At 29.5% G+C, this 18435-nt stretch carries 17 protein-coding genes; 11 read left to right on the top strand and 6 right to left on the bottom strand.

Going from position 1 to position 18435, the window contains the following annotated elements; genetic code table 11:
- Genes ACIJYC_RS05775 through ACIJYC_RS05760 form a run of 4 tightly spaced genes read left to right on the top strand, consistent with a single transcriptional unit; the run spans position 1 to position 2441 of the window.
- Positions 1 to 234, top strand: a complete 234-nt coding sequence (locus ACIJYC_RS05775; protein WP_435087880.1) for a hypothetical protein — start codon at positions 1 to 3, stop codon at positions 232 to 234.
- The gene (locus tag ACIJYC_RS05770) at positions 231 to 653 is read left to right on the top strand and encodes a plastocyanin/azurin family copper-binding protein (protein WP_435087879.1); all 423 of its coding nucleotides are present in this window, start codon (positions 231 to 233) and stop codon (positions 651 to 653) included. Before ACIJYC_RS05775 ends, ACIJYC_RS05770 begins: the two co-directional genes overlap by 4 nt.
- A 3-nt stretch (positions 654 to 656) precedes the next feature.
- Positions 657 to 1745: a ribonucleotide-diphosphate reductase subunit beta gene (locus tag ACIJYC_RS05765; protein ID WP_435165473.1), complete on the top strand. Its 1089-nt coding sequence runs from the start codon at positions 657 to 659 to the stop codon at positions 1743 to 1745.
- A gap of 12 nt (positions 1746 to 1757) precedes the next feature.
- Complete coding sequence (locus tag ACIJYC_RS05760) at positions 1758 to 2441, top strand: 2OG-Fe(II) oxygenase (protein WP_435165471.1); 684 nt, start codon at positions 1758 to 1760, stop codon at positions 2439 to 2441.
- A gap of 2 nt (positions 2442 to 2443) precedes the next feature.
- On the opposite strand, the gene ACIJYC_RS05755 is transcribed toward ACIJYC_RS05760, so the two are convergent.
- Complete coding sequence (locus tag ACIJYC_RS05755) at positions 2444 to 2632, bottom strand: hypothetical protein (protein WP_435165468.1); 189 nt, start codon at positions 2630 to 2632, stop codon at positions 2444 to 2446.
- A 44-nt stretch (positions 2633 to 2676) separates the two neighbouring features.
- Positions 2677 to 2889, bottom strand: coding sequence for a heme exporter protein CcmD (locus ACIJYC_RS05750; protein ID WP_435089843.1), 213 nt, complete (start codon positions 2887 to 2889; stop codon positions 2677 to 2679).
- An 81-nt stretch (positions 2890 to 2970) separates the two neighbouring features.
- Between ACIJYC_RS05750 and ccoN the strand changes: the two genes are divergently transcribed.
- The 7 genes from ccoN to ccoS all read left to right on the top strand — a co-directional run bounded on the left by ccoN (position 2971) and on the right by ccoS (position 10385).
- On the top strand, positions 2971 to 4389 hold the full coding sequence (gene ccoN, locus ACIJYC_RS05745) for a cytochrome-c oxidase, cbb3-type subunit I (protein ID WP_435165465.1): 1419 nt from the start codon (positions 2971 to 2973) through the stop codon (positions 4387 to 4389).
- Entirely contained in the window at positions 4386 to 5126 is a 741-nt protein-coding gene (gene ccoO / locus ACIJYC_RS05740; RefSeq protein ID WP_435087870.1) for a cytochrome-c oxidase, cbb3-type subunit II, read from the top strand. Before ccoN ends, ccoO begins: the two co-directional genes overlap by 4 nt.
- 150 nt (positions 5127 to 5276) lie before the next feature.
- Positions 5277 to 6155, top strand: coding sequence for a cytochrome-c oxidase, cbb3-type subunit III (gene ccoP, locus ACIJYC_RS05735; protein ID WP_435165463.1), 879 nt, complete (start codon positions 5277 to 5279; stop codon positions 6153 to 6155).
- Positions 6156 to 6165: 10 nt separating this feature from the next.
- A complete protein-coding gene (ccoG, locus tag ACIJYC_RS05730) occupies positions 6166 to 7587 on the top strand; it encodes a cytochrome c oxidase accessory protein CcoG (protein WP_435165461.1) in 1422 nt (473 codons plus the stop codon).
- A gap of 1 nt (position 7588) precedes the next feature.
- Positions 7589 to 8050: a FixH family protein gene (locus ACIJYC_RS05725; RefSeq protein WP_435165458.1), complete on the top strand. Its 462-nt coding sequence runs from the start codon at positions 7589 to 7591 to the stop codon at positions 8048 to 8050.
- The gene (locus ACIJYC_RS05720) at positions 8002 to 10221 is read left to right on the top strand and encodes a heavy metal translocating P-type ATPase (RefSeq protein WP_435165456.1); all 2220 of its coding nucleotides are present in this window, start codon (positions 8002 to 8004) and stop codon (positions 10219 to 10221) included. Before ACIJYC_RS05725 ends, ACIJYC_RS05720 begins: the two co-directional genes overlap by 49 nt.
- Positions 10222 to 10223: 2 nt before the next feature.
- Positions 10224 to 10385 carry a cbb3-type cytochrome oxidase assembly protein CcoS gene (ccoS, locus tag ACIJYC_RS05715; protein WP_435085395.1) on the top strand — a complete coding sequence of 54 codons (162 nt, stop codon included), beginning with the start codon at positions 10224 to 10226 and terminating at the stop codon, positions 10383 to 10385.
- Between the two features lies 1 nt (position 10386).
- Here ccoS and ACIJYC_RS05710 read toward each other — a convergent pair whose 3' ends face one another.
- The 4 genes from ACIJYC_RS05710 to carA form a co-directional block, all read right to left on the bottom strand.
- Entirely contained in the window at positions 10387 to 11988 is a 1602-nt protein-coding gene (locus ACIJYC_RS05710; RefSeq protein WP_435165453.1) for an EAL domain-containing protein, read from the bottom strand.
- Between the two features lie 2 nt (positions 11989 to 11990).
- On the bottom strand, positions 11991 to 13862 hold the full coding sequence (locus ACIJYC_RS05705) for a glycosyltransferase family 2 protein (RefSeq protein WP_435165450.1): 1872 nt from the start codon (positions 13860 to 13862) through the stop codon (positions 11991 to 11993).
- 104 nt (positions 13863 to 13966) lie between these two features.
- A complete protein-coding gene (gene carB / locus ACIJYC_RS05700; protein WP_435165447.1) occupies positions 13967 to 17191 on the bottom strand; it encodes a carbamoyl-phosphate synthase large subunit in 3225 nt (1074 codons plus the stop codon).
- On the bottom strand, positions 17169 to 18362 hold the full coding sequence (gene carA, locus ACIJYC_RS05695) for a glutamine-hydrolyzing carbamoyl-phosphate synthase small subunit (RefSeq protein ID WP_435165444.1): 1194 nt from the start codon (positions 18360 to 18362) through the stop codon (positions 17169 to 17171). Before carA ends, carB begins: the two co-directional genes overlap by 23 nt.
- Between the last annotated feature and the right edge of the window lie 73 nt (positions 18363 to 18435).

Below are 18435 nucleotides of genomic sequence, written 5' to 3'. Positions count from 1 at the left end.
ATGTATGTATCCGATAAAAGCTTGAATGAAAGTATAACGCTAGAAAAAATATCAAAATTACAAAATGAAAACAAATATCTCAAAGATGAAATGGATGAAGAATCACAAAAGTTCATACAAACTATAAGTGTTCTTAAAAGAGAGATTGAGTTTTATAAAAATAATACTGATATTTTAAATAGAGAAATTAAAAATCTAAAAAAAACACAAAGGAGAAAACTGTTTACATCATGAAAAAATATATATTAATACTTTTTTTAATATTTTCTAATTACGCGATGAGTGAAGAAATAAATATTAAAATGTTAAATAAGCTAGATAAAGAAAGAATGGTTTATTCAGAAAAGGTTATCAATATTAATGTTGGAGATAAAGTTTTTTGGGAAGCAACAGATAAAGGGCATAACGTCGAATTTATAAAAGGTGGCGTACCTGATGGTGTAGAAAAATTTAAATCTAGATTAAATGAAGATGTAAGTTATGAATTTACTATTCCAGGTATTTATGCCTATTGGTGCACTCCACACAAGAGTTTAGGAATGATAGGGTTTGTCATCGTTGGTGATGATAAGTCTAATTTAGATATGATTAAAAAAATAAGATTTTTTGGACAGTCTAAAAAATTAGCTAAAGTATTGATTGAACAAATATAAAAAATGGCACAAACAGTAAAAATTAATTCTGATACATCTAAGTTTGTAAATAAAAGTGGATTAATGACTGGTGACCCAATTTATAAACCATTCAGATATCCTTGGTGTTACGATGCTTGGTTGACGCAACAAAGAATTCATTGGTTGCCAGAGGAAGTTCCGTTAGGAGACGATGTAAGAGATTGGCAAAAAGTAATTTCTGCTTCAGAAAAAAATTTATTAAAACAGATATTTAGATTTTTTACTCAAGCAGATGTTGAGGTGAATAACTATTATATGGGTCACTGTATGAATGTATTTAAACCGACAGAAGTGAAAATGATGTTATCCGTCTTCTCTGCGATGGAAACAGTTCATATTGCTGCTTATTCTCACTTATTAGACACAATAGGTTTGCCAGAGACAGAATATTCTGAATTTTTAAAGATTAAAGCTATGAAGGACAAGTATGATTACCTTCAAAAATGTGATGTGAATTCTCTTCATAATATAGCAAAAACATTGGCAATATTTAGCGCTTTTACTGAGGGCGTTCAACTATTTGCCAGTTTTGCAATTTTACTAAATTTTCCACGTCATAATAAAATGAAAGGAATGGGACAAATCATAACTTGGTCAGTGAGAGATGAAACTTTGCACTGTAATTCAATGATAAGATTGTTTCAGGAATTCATAAGAGAAAATAAAGAAATTTGGACAGATAAATTAAAAAACGAAATTTATGAAGCGTGTAGAATAGCAGTATCACAGGAAGATGCTTTTATAGATGTTTCATTTGAAATGGGGCCTCTTGAAAATCTAAAGGCTCAAGAAGTAAAAGATTATATAAGATGGATTGCAGACAGAAGACTTGTTCAATTAGGACTTGATAGAATTTATAATATTAAAAAAAATCCATTAACTTGGTTGGACTCCATATTAAATGCTGTTGAGCATATGAACTTCTTCGAAGGTAGATCTACAGAATATTCAAAAGCTGCAACTCAAGGTACATGGCAAGAAGCTTTTGAAGATCTAAAATCACCTTATTTTGATTTACTTGAAAAAAATAAGGTTATTGGTGAAACAGAATTTTTTAAACCTAAACATTAGTGAGAAAACAATATGTTAAATAAAACTGAAATAAAAGACAAACCAATATGTAAAAATTTTTCAGAATATAATGATGTTAGGAAGAATTTAAATAATGCTTTATCAATTAAAGACCCATTCAATCACTGGGCATTTGATAAAGTTCTACCAAAAGATTTAGTAGATAAATTTCTTAAACTTCCAATTGATCCACCAGTTATAAATTCTTATTCGGGTAAAAGAGAAAGCAACAATAAATCACGAATATTTTTTAATAATGAAAATTGTAAAAAATATGATTGCATGGAAGAGATTGCAGAAATTTTTAATAGTGATGGAATAATTAATACGTTAAGTTCAATTTGTGGTCAAGAATTTTCTAAAGGAAAACTTCGTATTGAGTATACATTAGACACAGGTGATTTTTGGTTAGAACCACATTTAGATATTAAAGAAAAAATGCTAACATTCTTAATTTATCTTTCAAGTGATACAAACTCGTATGCAAAAGATTGGGGAACTACAATTTACAACAAAGATTTAACATTTAATTCAAAAGTACCCTATAAGCAGAATACTGGATTTATGTTTGTTCCAGGTGAAGACACTTGGCATGGGGTGCCTAAACAATATATTTTTGGAGTTAGAAGAAATTTGATTATAAATTATGTATCAAGTGATTGGAAAAGTACTAGTGAACTTTATAAAATGAATTAAAATTATTTTTTACAATTACATTCTTTAACAAGAAAGAAATGAATCAACGCCATTGAGAACCACATCCAAGTCATTTCATTGATAAAAAATAAAGTGTTGCTATGAGATATCATTGCTCCCTGGTTAATATCTTTCCACAAAAATATAATTCCAAGAAATAAAAAAATAAAACCTGAGTAACTTGTTTTCATCAATTCCTATCTAATAAATCTAAATATTGTCAAAAAGCTATGATTTAAGCCAATAATTTTCTATTAGTTTCTTGTCTATAAGCTGCCTGTTTTTTTTCATTATCAAGTAAACCAAATTTTTTACGAAAGATTTCTCTCTCTTTCTCAAACTGTCGTTTAATTGAATAATGTAAAATTGAAAAACTTATAAGTGTAAAAATATATGCAGACCAAATATAAATTCCATAACCATTTAGATATAATATTTCATTAATCATATTATTTTTTAACCTTTTTTTTTTAAATAAAGATTGATCTGCATCAAATCTAATAAAAAATAAAAAAGATATATCTTTTTAATGATCAACTATAATGATGAGATAGTTAAAAAATTTACTATTGCATCTATATTTTGGCTTGTAGCGGGATTAGCAGCAGGTTTACTAATTGCTTTTCAGATGGTTTTCCCATCATTAAATTTTGAACCATTATTAACATTTGGTAGGTTGCGCCCCCTACACACTTCAGCTGTAGTATTTGCCTTTGGTGGCAATGTGTTGTTTGCAACAAGTTATTTTGTAGTTCAAAGAACTTGCCAAACTAGATTATCAGGTGATGGATGGGCAAATTTTACATTTTGGGGATACCAGGCATTTATTTTAATGGCTGGTTTAGGATATTTATTTGGAGTTACCCAAGGTAAAGAATATGCTGAACCAGAATGGTATGCTGATTTATGGTTAACAGTAGTTTGGGTAATATATTTGATAATTTATTTAGTTACACTTACAAAAAGAAAAGAACCTCACATTTATGTAGCTAATTGGTTTTTTCTTGCTTTCATAGTTACAGTTGCGGTTCTACATTTGGTTAACGGTGTTTCTATTCCAGTATCATTGTTTGGTGCAAAAAGTTATCCGTTATGGGGAGGTGTTCAAAGTGCAATGATCCAATGGTGGTATGGACATAATGCAGTAGGATTCTTTTTAACAGCTGGATTTCTTGGAATGGTTTATTATTTTATTCCAAAAAGAGCTAATCGACCAATTTACTCTTATAGGTTATCTATTTTACATTTCTGGTCTTTAATTTTTTTATATATTTGGGCGGGTCCCCATCATTTACATTACACAGCCTTACCAGATTGGGCTCAAACATTGGGTATGACTTTTTCAATTATGCTTTGGATGCCTAGTTGGGGTGGAATGATAAATGGAATGATGACGTTATCTGGAGCTTGGTACAAACTTCGAGAAGATCCTGTTTTAAAATTTATGATAATTTCTCTAGCATTTTATGGGATGAGTACTTTTGAAGGCCCTTTAATGTCTATTAAAGAAGTTAATGCATTAAGTCATTATACTGACTGGACTATTGGCCATGTTCACTCAGGCACATTAGGTTGGGTAGCATTTATTAGTTTTGGTGTAATTTATTATTTGTTTCCAGTTTTATGGAATAAAAAAAATCTTTACTCACTAAGATTGGTTAATATTCATCTTTGGATTTCCACTATTGGTATTGTTTTTTATATATCTTCAATGTGGGTATCAGGAATTATGCAGGGTTTGATGTGGAGAGCTTACGATAATCTGGGTTTTTTAGAGTATTCTTTTGTTGAAACGGTTATGGCGATGAAGCCATTTTATCTAATTAGAGGTATTGGTGGAGTTCTATTTTTTGTTGGAGTTTTGATCATGATTTACAACTTAATCAAAACTTTAGAGATACCTAGTACAAATAAATCAACAATTTCTCAAAAGGCTCAAATCCAATGATGGAAAAACATAAAAAATTAGAAAAAAACTCAATTTTATTATTAATTTTTACGGTTATCGCTGTTTCAATTGGTGGCATAATTGAAATCGTTCCACTTTTTAGATTGGAAACTACAATTGAACCAATCAAAGGTGTTAGACCTTATACACCCTTAGAACTTAAAGGATTTAATATTTATTTAAGAGAAGGTTGCTATACGTGCCACAGTCAACAAATCAGACCATTACGAGATGAAGTTGAACGTTACGGGCATTATTCTTTAGCAGCAGAAAGTATGTATGATCACCCATTTCAATGGGGATCAAAGAGAACAGGGCCAGACCTTGCTCGTTTAGGAGGTAAATATTCGGATGAGTGGCATGTAGAACATTTAATCAAACCTCAAAATGTAGTTCCAGAGTCAATTATGCCTAGCTATAAACATTTAAGTAATCGAGTTTTAAGCTTTGATGACATGGGAAAACATCTGAGAGCATTAAAAATTACTGGTGTTCCTTACACAAAGGAGATGATTGAAAATGCTTCAAAGGATGGTCTTGCACAATTAAGACCAGAAACAGATTTAGCAGAAAATTTAAGAAATAGATATGGTGAAAAAGTAAATATCAGAGATTTTGATGGTAATGAAAACTTACCCACAGAATTAGATGCTTTGATTTCTTACCTTCAGGTCTTAGGAAGTATGGCGGATCTAAAAAATTATGACCCTCAAATAGTTGAAGAGGTTAAAAAATGATAAGTTTTATTTCTGACAATGCAGGTGTTTTAGGTCTAATTATTTTTTTCTCTATTTTTTCAGTAGTTGTTATTTGGTTATTTAACCCAAATTTTAAAAAAAAAATTGAGTCACATAAATTTATACCAATTAAAAATGAAAAAGTAATCTATGTCCGAAAAAAATAACAATAAAGAGATTGATAAAATAACAGGCCAAGAAACTACTGGACATGAGTGGGATGGTTTAAAAGAATTAAATACACCTGCACCAAGGTGGTGGATATGGGTATTTATAGTTACAGTAATTTGGTCAGTTGGTTATTGGATTGTTTATCCTTCTTGGCCAACTTTGACTGGAAGCGGTTATCGTGGAGGCACAGTTGGAATACTAGATTGGACTCAATATAAAAAATTAAGAGATAATCAAAAAGAAATATTAGATATTAGAGAAAATTATAAAGAGTTTTTTAAAGCAACCTCATTTGACGAAATACTTAAAGATAAAAAATCTTACACTTATGCAGTAGCAGGAGGTAAAGCGGCATTTAGAGATAATTGTGCAACATGTCATGGATCAGGTGCCGCTGGAGCCAAGGGGTATCCTAATTTAAACGATGATGATTGGTTGTGGGGAGGAAACGTTGAGCAAATTTATTCATCCATAAAATATGGTATTCGATCTGGTCATGATGAAGGTAAATATTCTGAAATGCCAGAGTTTGCAGAAGTTTTAAATGATGAGCAAATTAATCAGTTGGCTGAATACATCTTATCTCTCAATGAAAATAACAACCAATCAAGTGAAAATACCTTATTCGCTGATAATTGTGCTGCTTGTCATGGAAACAATGGTGAAGGAATTCAAGATTTGGGCGCTCCTAATTTGAGAGATAATATTTGGTTTTATAGTAGTGGCGATAAATCGAGCATTATTTCTCAAATTAAAAAGCCAAAACATGGAATTATGCCAGCTTGGGAGGATCGTTTAGATGACCCAACTATAAGAATGCTAGCTTTATATATTCATTCACTATCAGCGTCACAATAAGACATTAATTATGCATGAAAGTTTGGAAAAAAATCCACTACGTTTGTTTTCTGAGCAAAAAATCATCTTTCCAAAAAGAGTTTGGGGAAAATTTAGAAAAATAAAATGGATTATTATGATTGGCACATTGTTTGTTTATTATTTTGCTCCTTGGATAAGATGGGATAGAGGTCCACAGATACCAAATCAAGCAATATTAATTGATATGCCGAATAGAAGAGCATACTTTTTTTTCATTGAGATATGGCCACAGGAAATTTATTTCTTAACTGGAATATTAATATTCTTAGCAGTAGCATTATTTTTAAGCACAAGTCTTGTAGGGCGTGCCTGGTGTGGTTATGCGTGTCCACAAACTGTTTGGACTGATTTATTTGTTTGGGTGGAAAGAATTTTTCAAGGAGATCGTAACTCTAGAATGAAATTAAGTAATGCACCGATCAGTTTTAACAAAATATGGAGAAAACTATCAACTCATATAGCTTGGATCATAATTGCAATATTAACTGGAGGTGCGTGGGTTTTTTATTTTAATGATGCACCAACATTATTAGAACAAATTATAAATTTTGATGTTCCTTGGTCTGTTTTAAGCTGGATTGTAGTTTTAACTTTTTCAACTTATTTGATGGCTGGTTTTGCAAGAGAGCAGGTTTGTACTTATATGTGTCCCTATGCTCGGTTTCAGTCAGCAATGTTTGATAGGGATACATTAATTATAAGTTATGATGAATTTAGGGGAGAGCCAAGAGGCAAACATAAAGCCGGTGATAGTTGGGAGAACAAAGGTCACTGCATTAATTGTACAGAATGTATTCAAGTTTGTCCTATGGGCATTGATATAAGAAAAGGTCTGCAAATGGAATGTATTGCCTGTGGCTTGTGTATAGATGCATGTAATAAGATTATGAAGAAAATTAATCTTCCAGCGGGATTAATTAGATATGATACAGAAAAAAATAAAGGTAGACGCTTTAGAAACGAAAAAGAAAAAAAAGGCTTATTAAGGGGACGCACATATAGTTATTTATTAATCCTTCTTATTTTAAGTGCAGCAATTCTTTATACACTGTTGAATAGATCAATTTTAGAACTTAATGTTTTGCATGATAGAAATCCATTATTTGTAAAACTTTCAAATGGTCAAATAAGAAATAGTTATGATATTAAAATTCTCAACAAATCATTTAAAACTAAGAAATATTCACTCTCTATTGAAGGTCTAAAAAATTCAAAAATTAAAATTCAAGGTATAGAAAGTTTATCTTCTAACAACTTACCTGTTGTGGCTAATAGTGTTGGTCATTATCGTATTTTTCTTATAGCGGATAAAAATAAAGAGGTTCGAAAAAAAGTAATTTTCAATATTAAAGAATTAGATGATGAAATATCGGACACAGTAGAAAACATATTTATTAGTGGGAAATATTAGTATGATTAAGCAAAAAAATAACAATTTTCCTCACTATTTTATAGTTTTCTTCGTTATTTTGATAATTTTAGATAGCATATTTGTTTATCTAGCAACCTCAACTCATAGAGGTGTAGTAACTGAGAACGCTTACAATCAAGGATTAAATTACAATAAAATAATTGAGGCTAGTAAAAAACAAAATGATTTAAATTGGAAAAGTGAAATCATTTATCAAGATGATTTTCTAAATTTTTATTTAGAAAATGAAAAAAAAGATAGTTTTGATGGAGCTTCTGTTACAGCTTTTTTAGTTAGACCAACTCAAACTGGTTATGATTTTTCAATTAAATTAGAAAAACAAACAAATGGTAAATTCCAAAAATTAATTAAATTTCCTTTAAAAGGACAGTGGGATGTAAAGATATTAGTAATATGGAACAAGCACAAATATCAAACAATAAAACGAATTTTAATAAAGTAGAGATAAATAAATTATTTTCTCCTTTTGTTAAAATTGATCCAAAAAATAATAATAGTATTATTTTTAAAGTAAAAAATATTCACTGTGCTTCATGTATCCATCTTATTGAAAAATCACTTTACACTCTAGAAAATGTTTTTTTTGTAAGAGTGAATATGTCTACTGAAAAATTAGAAATTAAGTGGGTAGGTGAAAAAAAATTAGCAGATAAATTTGCTAAAATTGTATCTGAGTTGGGATATCCAATAAGTTTGTATGATGTTGATAATTTAGATAATGATTTTGAAGAGAATAAAAAAATCTTAATAAGATCTATTGCAGTGTCAGGCTTTGCAGCAGCGAATTTAATGTTAATTTCAGTTGGCTTATGGTCATCATCAGTTGAGACAATGGGATTTGCAACAAGAGAACTATTTCAATGGATTTCAAGTTTAATTGCACTACCAGCTATAATCTATTCTGGAAGACCATTTTTTTATTCAGCATTAAAAGTTTTGCTAAAAAAAAATACAAATATGGATGTGCCAATTTCATTGGCAGTAATTCTAACTAGTTTAATTAGTTTTTTTGAAACAGTTAATAGTGGTGAGCATATCTATTTCGACTCTGCGATAATGTTATTATTTTTTTTACTAATTGGTAGATATCTAGATGTTTTAGCAAAAGGTAAGGCAAAAAAATCTGCTAAAGAATTACTTTCAGCTTTAGGTGGAACTGCAACAGTTATAAAGGATGAAAAACAAGTAATTGTTCCGATAAAAGACATAAGAGCAGGAGATATTATTACAATTTCTATAGGAGAAAAAATACCTGCAGATGGAATTATTCTAAACGGATCTACAGAAATAGATTTAAGTCTTATCAGTGGTGAAACATTACCTAAAAAAGCAAATATAAATGATAATGTATTTGCCGGTACAATTAACATTTCAGCACCAATTCAAATTGAAGTTTCTAAATCTACAGAAAATAATTTACTCACAAACATTGTGAAACTAATGGAAAAAGCAGAGATAAGTAAATCCAAGTACACCAGAATTGCTGATAAAGCAGCCAAATTATACACACCAATAGTACATTTAGCTGGCTTATTTACATTTATTGGATGGTGGATGTTCGCTGATTTAGCTTGGCAACCCTCACTTTTAATAGCGGTAACCGTATTAATTATTACATGTCCCTGTGCTTTAGGTTTAGCAGTTCCAGTCGTTCAGGTATTAGCAAATAATTCGCTTATGAAAAAAGGTATCTATTTAAAATCTGGTGATGCTTTGGAAAAATTATCAAAAGTGAAGTATGTAATTTTAGATAAGACAGGAACACTAACAGTGGGTAAGCCTAATTTAATAGGATCATACTCAGAAGAAGATCTACAAATTGCAGCATCGTTAGCACATTATAGCAAGCATCCTTTTTCAAGATCTATTTGTAATCAATTTAATGGCAAATTACTTAATTTAGATAATGTAAAAGAAATAATTGGTTGTGGAGTGGAAGGATATTTTAAAGGTAAATTATTAAAACTAGGAAAAAAAAATTGGTCTTGTCCTTCACAAAAAGATGAAAATGAAATTTTTTCAGAGATATGGCTTTCGGTAGAAAATGAAAAAAAAATCTGTTTTAGTTTTGAGGATCAATTAAGAAAAGATACCAAAGATGTAATTGATGAGATTAAAAAATTAGGAATTACTCCAATAATTTTATCTGGTGATCGAAATGAAGTAGTAAAAAGAATAGCAGAACACCTTGGTATAAATGATTATTATTCTGAATTTTCAATAGAAATGAAAAGTGAATTTATTAGAAAATTAAAATTACAAAATAAAGAAATTCTGATGGTTGGAGATGGTTTGAATGATGCCCCATCGCTGGCTGAAGCTGATGTATCTATTTCACCATCGACTGCAATGGATATTACCCAAAATACTGCAGACATTGTTTTTCAAGGTGAAAAACTATTTCCAATTATTAGTTGTATTAAAGTTGCAAAAAAATCTGTTTTATTAATTAAACAAAATTTTTTAATGGCAGTTATTTATAATATCTTTGCTATTCCTATGGCGATCATAGGTTTGGTCACACCATTAATTGCAGCTATTGCAATGTCAAGTTCTTCATTATTTGTAATTGGAAATAGTTTTCGTTTAAATCTAAAAAGGAAAAAAATTTAATCATGAATATTTTGCTCTATCTTATACCTATTGCACTTACTCTTGGTTTAATAGGGTTACTAGCATTTTTATGGACGTTAAAAAATAATCAATACGAAGATCTAGAAGGAGCTTCTGAAAGAATTTTGATTGAAGAAGAAAAAGAAAAAAATGATAGAGACTAGTCTATTGATATTTAGCAGAAAATTGTTTTATATATCCTTCAATTTGATTACCTGGCATTGGTTTGGAAAATAAAAAACCTTGTATTAAATTTATACCAATTTCTTTTAGATATTTTAGCTGCTCTTTAGTTTCAACTCCTTCAGCTATTATTTGATTATCTAATCTATTTGCCATTGTTTTAATTCCTTCTACCGCAACACGAGAGCGTTTATTAGTTACAACATTATTAATTAACTGTTTATCTAATTTAATGATATTCCAGGGTGTATTAATCAAACGTTCAAGATTACTTCCTTTTACTCCATAATCATCTAAAGCAACTGACACTCCTTGATTTTTCGCATATTGTATTTCCTTATTGGCCGCTTTGTCATCAATTCTAGTATTTTGCGCTTCTGTAATTTCTACTATTATTTCATTATCAATTAAAGTTTTTATATATTCTATTTCTTCCATCACTAGCTTTCCTGCTCCAATATTTGCAAAGTGAGACATTTGAAAATTAATTGAAAATTTTATCCTTTTATCGATATTAATATTTTTAAAACTTTTATCAAAAACCGTTCTCCATATTCTAGTACCTTCTTTCATAGATCTTGTATTTAAGTGAACAAATTTAGATAAGAAATCTTTTGGTAAAAGTATAGTACCATTAGGCTTAGTCCATCTTATTAAACATTCAAAAAATTTAATTGAATTATTTTTTATATCAATAATAGGTTGAAAATAAAAACTTAATTGACTTTTTTTAAGAGCTTCACTTAATCCATCAAGTGTAATAATTTCATTTAATTCCATAGAGGTAGCAATAAATTTATCATCTGCAAATTTATAATTATTACGACCATTTTTTTTAACAACTTGCAAAGCTCTGTCGGCGTATGATAAAGAATCTGAAATTTTATCATCAACACGAAGTATCGCAGAACCAAATGAACACGTTTTTTGTATTATTGTCTTATTATCATCTAAGAAAATACTATTCAATTTCTTATGAATAGATTTTGAAAATTTATTTATCTTTTGAGATAGACTAAAACCTTTATATCCTTTTGTAGTTTTATATTTTTTTTCAATATCTTTTAAATTGAAAATTAAGCCAAATTCTTCACCACCTAATCTTACAGTATTTAAACTATCTACTCCAATTTTTTTTAGTTCTTGACCAAATTTTGTTAAATATTTGTCACCAACATCATGACCAAAACTATCATTAACACTTTTAAAATAATCAATATCAATAATTAGAATTAAATAATCAAATGTTCTTTTACCATTATCACCATTATTCAAAAAGAAACTTCTTCTTGTTTGAACATTTGTAAGTTCATCAACATTAACTATGCTTTCCAATTTATCTGTTTTAATTACAATATAAGATAAAAATACTACTAATAAAAAAAATACTATAAAAATAAATACAACTTCATAAAAACTAACAATAAAATTATTTATGATAACATCATTTAAATTTTCAAACTCATGATTGTGATCAGGTGAGAATAAATGAATTAAAAAAAAACCTGAAAATATTACAAGAAATAAAATAAATAAAAGTAAAACTTTATGTGTTGTTTTTAAATTTATTAATAATTTTATCATATTTAAGTTAAATATTTACCATGTGTAGTTTTGGCCCAATAATGTGGCTTGGTTATTACTTCAAAAATTCCGATGAATGCCGCAACACTATGCAACATCCAATAAATAGGAACTAGCGGTAAGAAAATATATAATTTACTAAATTTCCTTTTAATGCCTGCAACCATTGACATAAGAATATTAGATAAATTGTATAAAAGTATTCCATAAATAAAATATGTTAACAAATCATCTCCAAATCCTACCCAGCTTGAATAATCAGGGGATGTAAGCAAGAAAAACCCTTGTAAAATAGCAAAAGGATTAATTAAGAAATTTATTAATGGCAGTGTTAAAAATAAGTGAAATCCCATAAATCCCCTTAAACCAGTTTTCCATAAGAATTTAAATGGATTTCTATTATGAATTAAGACAGTTATCATGTGTCCTTTAACCCATCTTGTTCTTTGTTTAATCCAAGCTCTTTTGCTACCGGTTGCCTCTTCCCATGTAGTAGAATTTAAAATTGTTGTCTTAAATCCTTTTTGATAAATACGAATACCTAGATCTGCATCTTCAGTCACATTGTAAGAGTCCCAATTATAAAGTTCGTATAATTTTTTTCTTTTAAAATGATTAGATGTTCCTCCTAAAGGAATTGGAGATTTAAATTTATTTAAACCAGGTAAAAACCAATCAAACCATTGAGCGTATTCCAATGAAAATAAACGAGTTAAATAATTATAACCTTGATTGTAATAATTAAGAGATGCTTGCAAACAGACATAATCATCGGGCAAAGATCTAAATTTAGCTACAGCTTTTAATAATTGATCCGTCTCAGGTTTATCTTCAGCGTCATAAATACAAACATATTCACCCCGACAAAATGTTAAAGCATAATTACATGCCTTAGGTTTTGTTTGTGGATAACTTTTAGGTACGATAATGAATTCAAAAAAACGAGGTGGATTTAATTTTTTTGCTAATTCAATAGTCTCTAAATCGTCTTCTTCAAAGATTAATTTTACATCAAGCTTTTTTTTGGGATATTTTAATGCAGATATATTTTTAATAAGTTTTTTTAAAACTTCAGTTTCTTTGTATATAGGAATCAATATTGAGTACGTTGGTAAATTATTTTGTCCTAAAATGGGGATTTCTTTTTTATATCTATTTTTAAATTTTAAATAAATAGCCACTACAAAAAGCCAAACCCTAAATGATGAATTAATTAAAAAAACACACGTACAAAAAGCGGCAAAACAAAAAGAGGTTTCAGCTGGATATTTATAGCCACAGGTGACTAACGTCCCAATTAATGACAATAAAAAAATTGTAAGTTTCAGGGAAAAAACTTTTTTTGCAGATAATTTAGGTTCTCTAATATGAAGCAATTCAGATGCATTTTTAGTATCCGTTCTTTTATAAATTTTTTGAAAAAATAATTTTAGATCCCTAGGTGTTGTTAATACAATTTTTATTTGATCCTTTTGATATTCAGACAATAAAAAATCTATTAATTTTCTATCTATATTTGTTGCTAAAATTAAAATTTTATCATCTTGCTTTGAAAAAGGGTGGCATCTATTTTCAAGGTAAGAAATGTGTTTATTTTTTTTTCTAAAATTTGATAAATCTTTTGATATTTTTTTATTTCTTATAATTTCATTATACAAAATGAAATCATAACCATGTAGGCTCGCTAAAGTTTTATAATAATCTAAATTTGAAATTTTTTTTCTATTAATTATTTTTTGAGATATTTTTTTTAATTCAGGTTTTAGATTTATTAAATTAAACCCTTTGTATTTTCTAACTTTAAATTTTTCGTCCTGTATAATTTTTCTGGATCTTGGAAATGATAAAATTTTAGTATTATAAACTTGCAACATTGCTTATTAAGTTTTGTTATAAATAATTATTAAAAATTAATTTTCTATATTTTTATAAAAAAAAAAAATTTTTTGAAGATTCAACTTCACCATTTTAGGTTTTTTTAAATATCTTGAAGTGAAGTTACTTCTAATTTTCTAGTTTTAAGGGATTTTATAGCTTCTAAGCATGCTTGAGCGGTAGACATGTTGGTACAATATGGAACTTTATTCTTTAGTGTTGCTCTTCTAAGTGCTATTGCATCATTTAGTCTGTGCTCAGTATTTCCTCCACCCGTATTAATCACAAGTGCGATTTTTTTAGAGTCTAAGACGTCTACTATATGAGGAGATCCACTACTTACTTTATTGATGATTTTACATTTAATTTTATGTTTTCTAAAATACTCTGCAGTTCCTTTTGTAGCACAAAGTGTAAAATTTAATTTAATTAACTCTTTAGCTAGATCTATTCCCTCATCTTTGTGAGAGTCTTTTAATGATACAAATGCTAGGCCTTGTTTTGGTAATGAGTTGGCAGCACCAATTTGACTTTTAGCAAAAGCCATTCCAAAGTTTTTATCAAATCCCATTACTTCACCAGTTGACTTCATTTCAGGTCCTAAAAGCAAATCACTGTTTGGAAATTTATTGAAAGGAAATACCGCTTCTTTTACAGCATACATTCCTTTAGATTTATCTCTTAAATTAAACTTTGATAATTTTTCACCAGCCATCACCCGTGATGCAATTTTAGCAAGAGGAAGACCTTTTGCTTTAGATACAAATGGCACCGTTCTACTAGCTCTAGGATTTACCTCAATTACATAAATTTCATCTTTTTTAATTGCAAATTGAATATTCATGAAACCTTTAACTTTTAAGGCTAAAGCTAATCTCTTAGTTTGATTTTCAATTTCTTTAATCAAGAATGGCTTAATTGATATTGGAGGTAGGCTACAAGCTGAGTCTCCAGAATGAATTCCTGCTTCTTCAATGTGTTGCATAATGCCTGCCACATGAACTTGTTTACCATCTGATATTGCATCAACATCAACCTCCATTGCATGATCAATAAACTTATCAATTAGAATTGGATTTTCTTCAGCTGCTTTAAACGCTTCTTCAACAAAGTTTTTAAGCTGACTTTTTTCATGAACAATTTCCATTGCTCTTCCACCTAATACATACGAAGGTCTAACCATTAAGGGTAAACCAATTCTCTCTGCTATTTGGATAGCTTGCTTATATGTTTTGGCAATTCCACTTTCAGCTTGCTTTAACTTTAATTTATTAAGAAGATTTCTAAATAGATTTCTATCTTCAGCTAAATCAATTGATGTGTACTGCGTTCCTAAAATTGGCAGTTTGTTATCATGTAAAAATTTAGCAAGTTTAATTGGGGTTTGGCCACCAAATTGAGCAATAATCCCAATTAGGTTTCCTTTTTCTTTTTCTTTTTTAATTATATTAAAGACATACTCTTCTTTTAAAGGTTCAAAGTACAACCGGTCACTAGTATCATAATCAGTTGAAACCGTTTCAGGATTACAATTGATCATGATGGTTTCAAAACCAGCATCTTTCAGTGCAAAACTAGCCTGACAACAGCAATAATCAAACTCTATTCCTTGTCCTATTCTATTTGGCCCACCACCTAGTATTATGATTTTTTTCTTAGCTGATGGATCGGCCTCACACTCAGAATTAATTGAAAAATTTCTTTGATATGTAGAATACATATAAGGAGTAAACGATTTAAACTCAGCCGCACATGTATCAACTTTCTTAAATACGGGTAATATTTTAAGAGCAGTTCTTTTACGTCTGACAGCATCTTCTGATGTTTTTGTTAACTCTGATAGTTTTTTATCAGAAAAACCAATAGATTTTATTCGGTTAAACTCATTAAAATCTTTAGGTAATCCTTTATTTTTAATCTTAGTTTCATTATCTACAATTTCTTTAATTTGTTCTAAGAACCAAGGGTCAATTTTTGATAAAGTAAATATTCTCTTTAAATCGATCTTTTTTCTTATCGCCTCAGCAACTAATAAAATTTTATTTGGAATACTTTCTTTAAGTTTTTTTTCAATTTGTTTTTTATTTAGATCAAATATTCTATCTAATCCAGAAAATCCTGTTTCAAGTGAAACTAATGCTTTTTGAAGCGACTCTTTAAAGTTTCTACCAATAGCCATAGCTTCCCCAACTGATTTCATAGATGTGCCTAAGGTTGCAGGTGAAGTTGGAAACTTTTCAAATGTAAATCTTGGAATTTTTGTTACTACATAATCAATACTAGGTTCAAATGATGCAGGAGTTACTTTTGTGATCTCATTTTTTAATTCATCTAACGTGTAACCAACTGCAAGTTTTGCCGCAACTTTTGCAATTGGAAAACCAGTTGCTTTTGATGCAAGAGCAGATGAACGAGATACTCTTGGGTTCATTTCAATTACAACCATTCGACCATTTTTTGGATTGATTGCGAACTGAACATTTGATCCACCTGTTTCAACTCCAATTTTTCTTAAACATGCAATGGATGCATTTCTCATCACTTGGTATTCTTTATCAGTTAGAGTAAGAGCAGGGGCAACGGTAACCGAGTCCCCAGTATGAATTCCCATTGGGTCGATATTTTCAATCGAACAGATAATGATACAGTTGTCTTTTTTATCCCTTACAACTTCCATCTCAAACTCTTTCCAGCCTTCTAAGCACTCCTCAACTAATACTTGGCTGACAGGAGACTCGTGTAATCCACTTTTAATAATTTTTAGATATTCCTTTTCATTTTTAGCAATTCCACCCCCAAGACCTCCAAGAGTAAAAGCAGGTCTTATAATTGCAGGTAAGCCAATTTTTTTTAAAACTTTGGATGCTTGATTGATGTTATTGACGATTTCAGATTTAGGTAAATCTAAACCAATATCAATCATGTTTTTTCTAAATTTTTTTCTGTCCTCTGCGTTAGATATTGCTTTAGAGTTTGCACCGATTAATTCTATTTTATATTTTTTTAATATTCCTTTTTTCTCAGCTTCCATTGCAAGGTTAAGTGCAGTTTGACCACCCATAGTTGGAAGAATTGCATCTGGTTTTTCTTTTTTGAGAATTTTTTCTAAAACTTCGAGAGTAATAGGCTCTATATAAGTTTTATCTGCAACGTCAGGATCGGTCATAATGGTTGCGGGATTTGAGTTTATTAAGACAACCTTATAACCTTCGTCACGTAACGCTTTACATGCTTGTGTTCCTGAGTAATCAAACTCACAAGCTTGACCAATAATAATTGGACCAGCTCCAACAACTAATATTTTTTTAAGATCTTTTCTTTTTGGCATTTGTTTTCATGTTGTTGATAAATTCTTGAAATAAATAAACACTGTCTTGAGGTCCTGGGTTTGACTCAGGGTGGTATTGAACTGAAAATATTGGTTTATTTTTTAATCTGATACCTTCAATACAATTATCAAATAAAGATTTATGAGTAACTTCAATATTTTTTGGCAAACTTTCTCTAATAATTTCAAAACCATGGTTTTGACTAGTGATTTCTACATTATCATGTATTAAATTTTTAACTGGATGGTTTGCACCTCTATGACCTAATTTCATTTTTTTTGTTTTAGCACCAAGTGTAAGGGCTAGTATTTGATGCCCCAAACAAATCCCAAATATGGGTAAATTATTTTTAATTAAATCTTTGATTATATTGATGGCATATTTTCCAGTTGCAGCTGGATCTCCTGGACCATTTGATAAAAATATTCCATTTGGTTTAAGAGCTAAAATTTTTTCAGCTGATGTTTTACAAGAGACAACTGTCACTTTACAATTAAAGTCAGAAAAATATCTTAAAATATTTTTTTTTATTCCATAATCAATCGCAACTACATGAAAAGAATTCTTGGTATTTTTTTTGTATCCTGTTTCTTTTTTCCAAGTTTTAAGACCTTTCCAAATATAGTTTTTTGGTGTTGTAACTTTTTCTGCAAGATCAAGGTTTTTTAATCCACTCCACTTAATTGTTGAGTTGGTTAATTTACTAATATTAAATTTGCCAGTTTTAGAATATGCAAGGGTTCCTTTTGGGGCACCTTTGTCTCTAATGAAATTAGTTAAACTTCTAGTATCTAACCCTGTAATTCCAACTATTTTATTTTTTTTAAGCCAAGCATCTAAATGAAGAAATGATCTGTAATTCGATGGCGATGTTATTTCTGAATTAAACACCACTCCTTTAGTCCATATTTTATCAGACTCGTAGTCTTCTTTATTAGTGCCAACATTTCCAATATGAGGGAATGTAAAATTTATGATTTGCCCGGCATAAGATGGATCTGATATAATTTCTTGGTATCCAGTTAATGATGTATTAAAACAAACTTCCGCTGTTGCTTCTCCTTGGTAGCCAATCCCTATTCCTTTAAAAACCTTTTTGTTTTCAAGAACTAAGACGCCTGTGGTGATTTGTGAATTTTTTGAGTTCGATTTTTTTGCTTTTTTGATCAATTACAACTCTTGAGTTAGAGGTTAATACAATAATTGCATTATTATCGCAACAGAGATGTAATATAAAATTGTA

Source organism: Candidatus Pelagibacter bacterium nBUS_28, assembly GCF_051200915.1.
GTDB lineage: Bacteria > Pseudomonadota > Alphaproteobacteria > Pelagibacterales > Pelagibacteraceae > Pelagibacter.
This window is presented reverse-complemented; position numbering and strand designations above follow the sequence as displayed.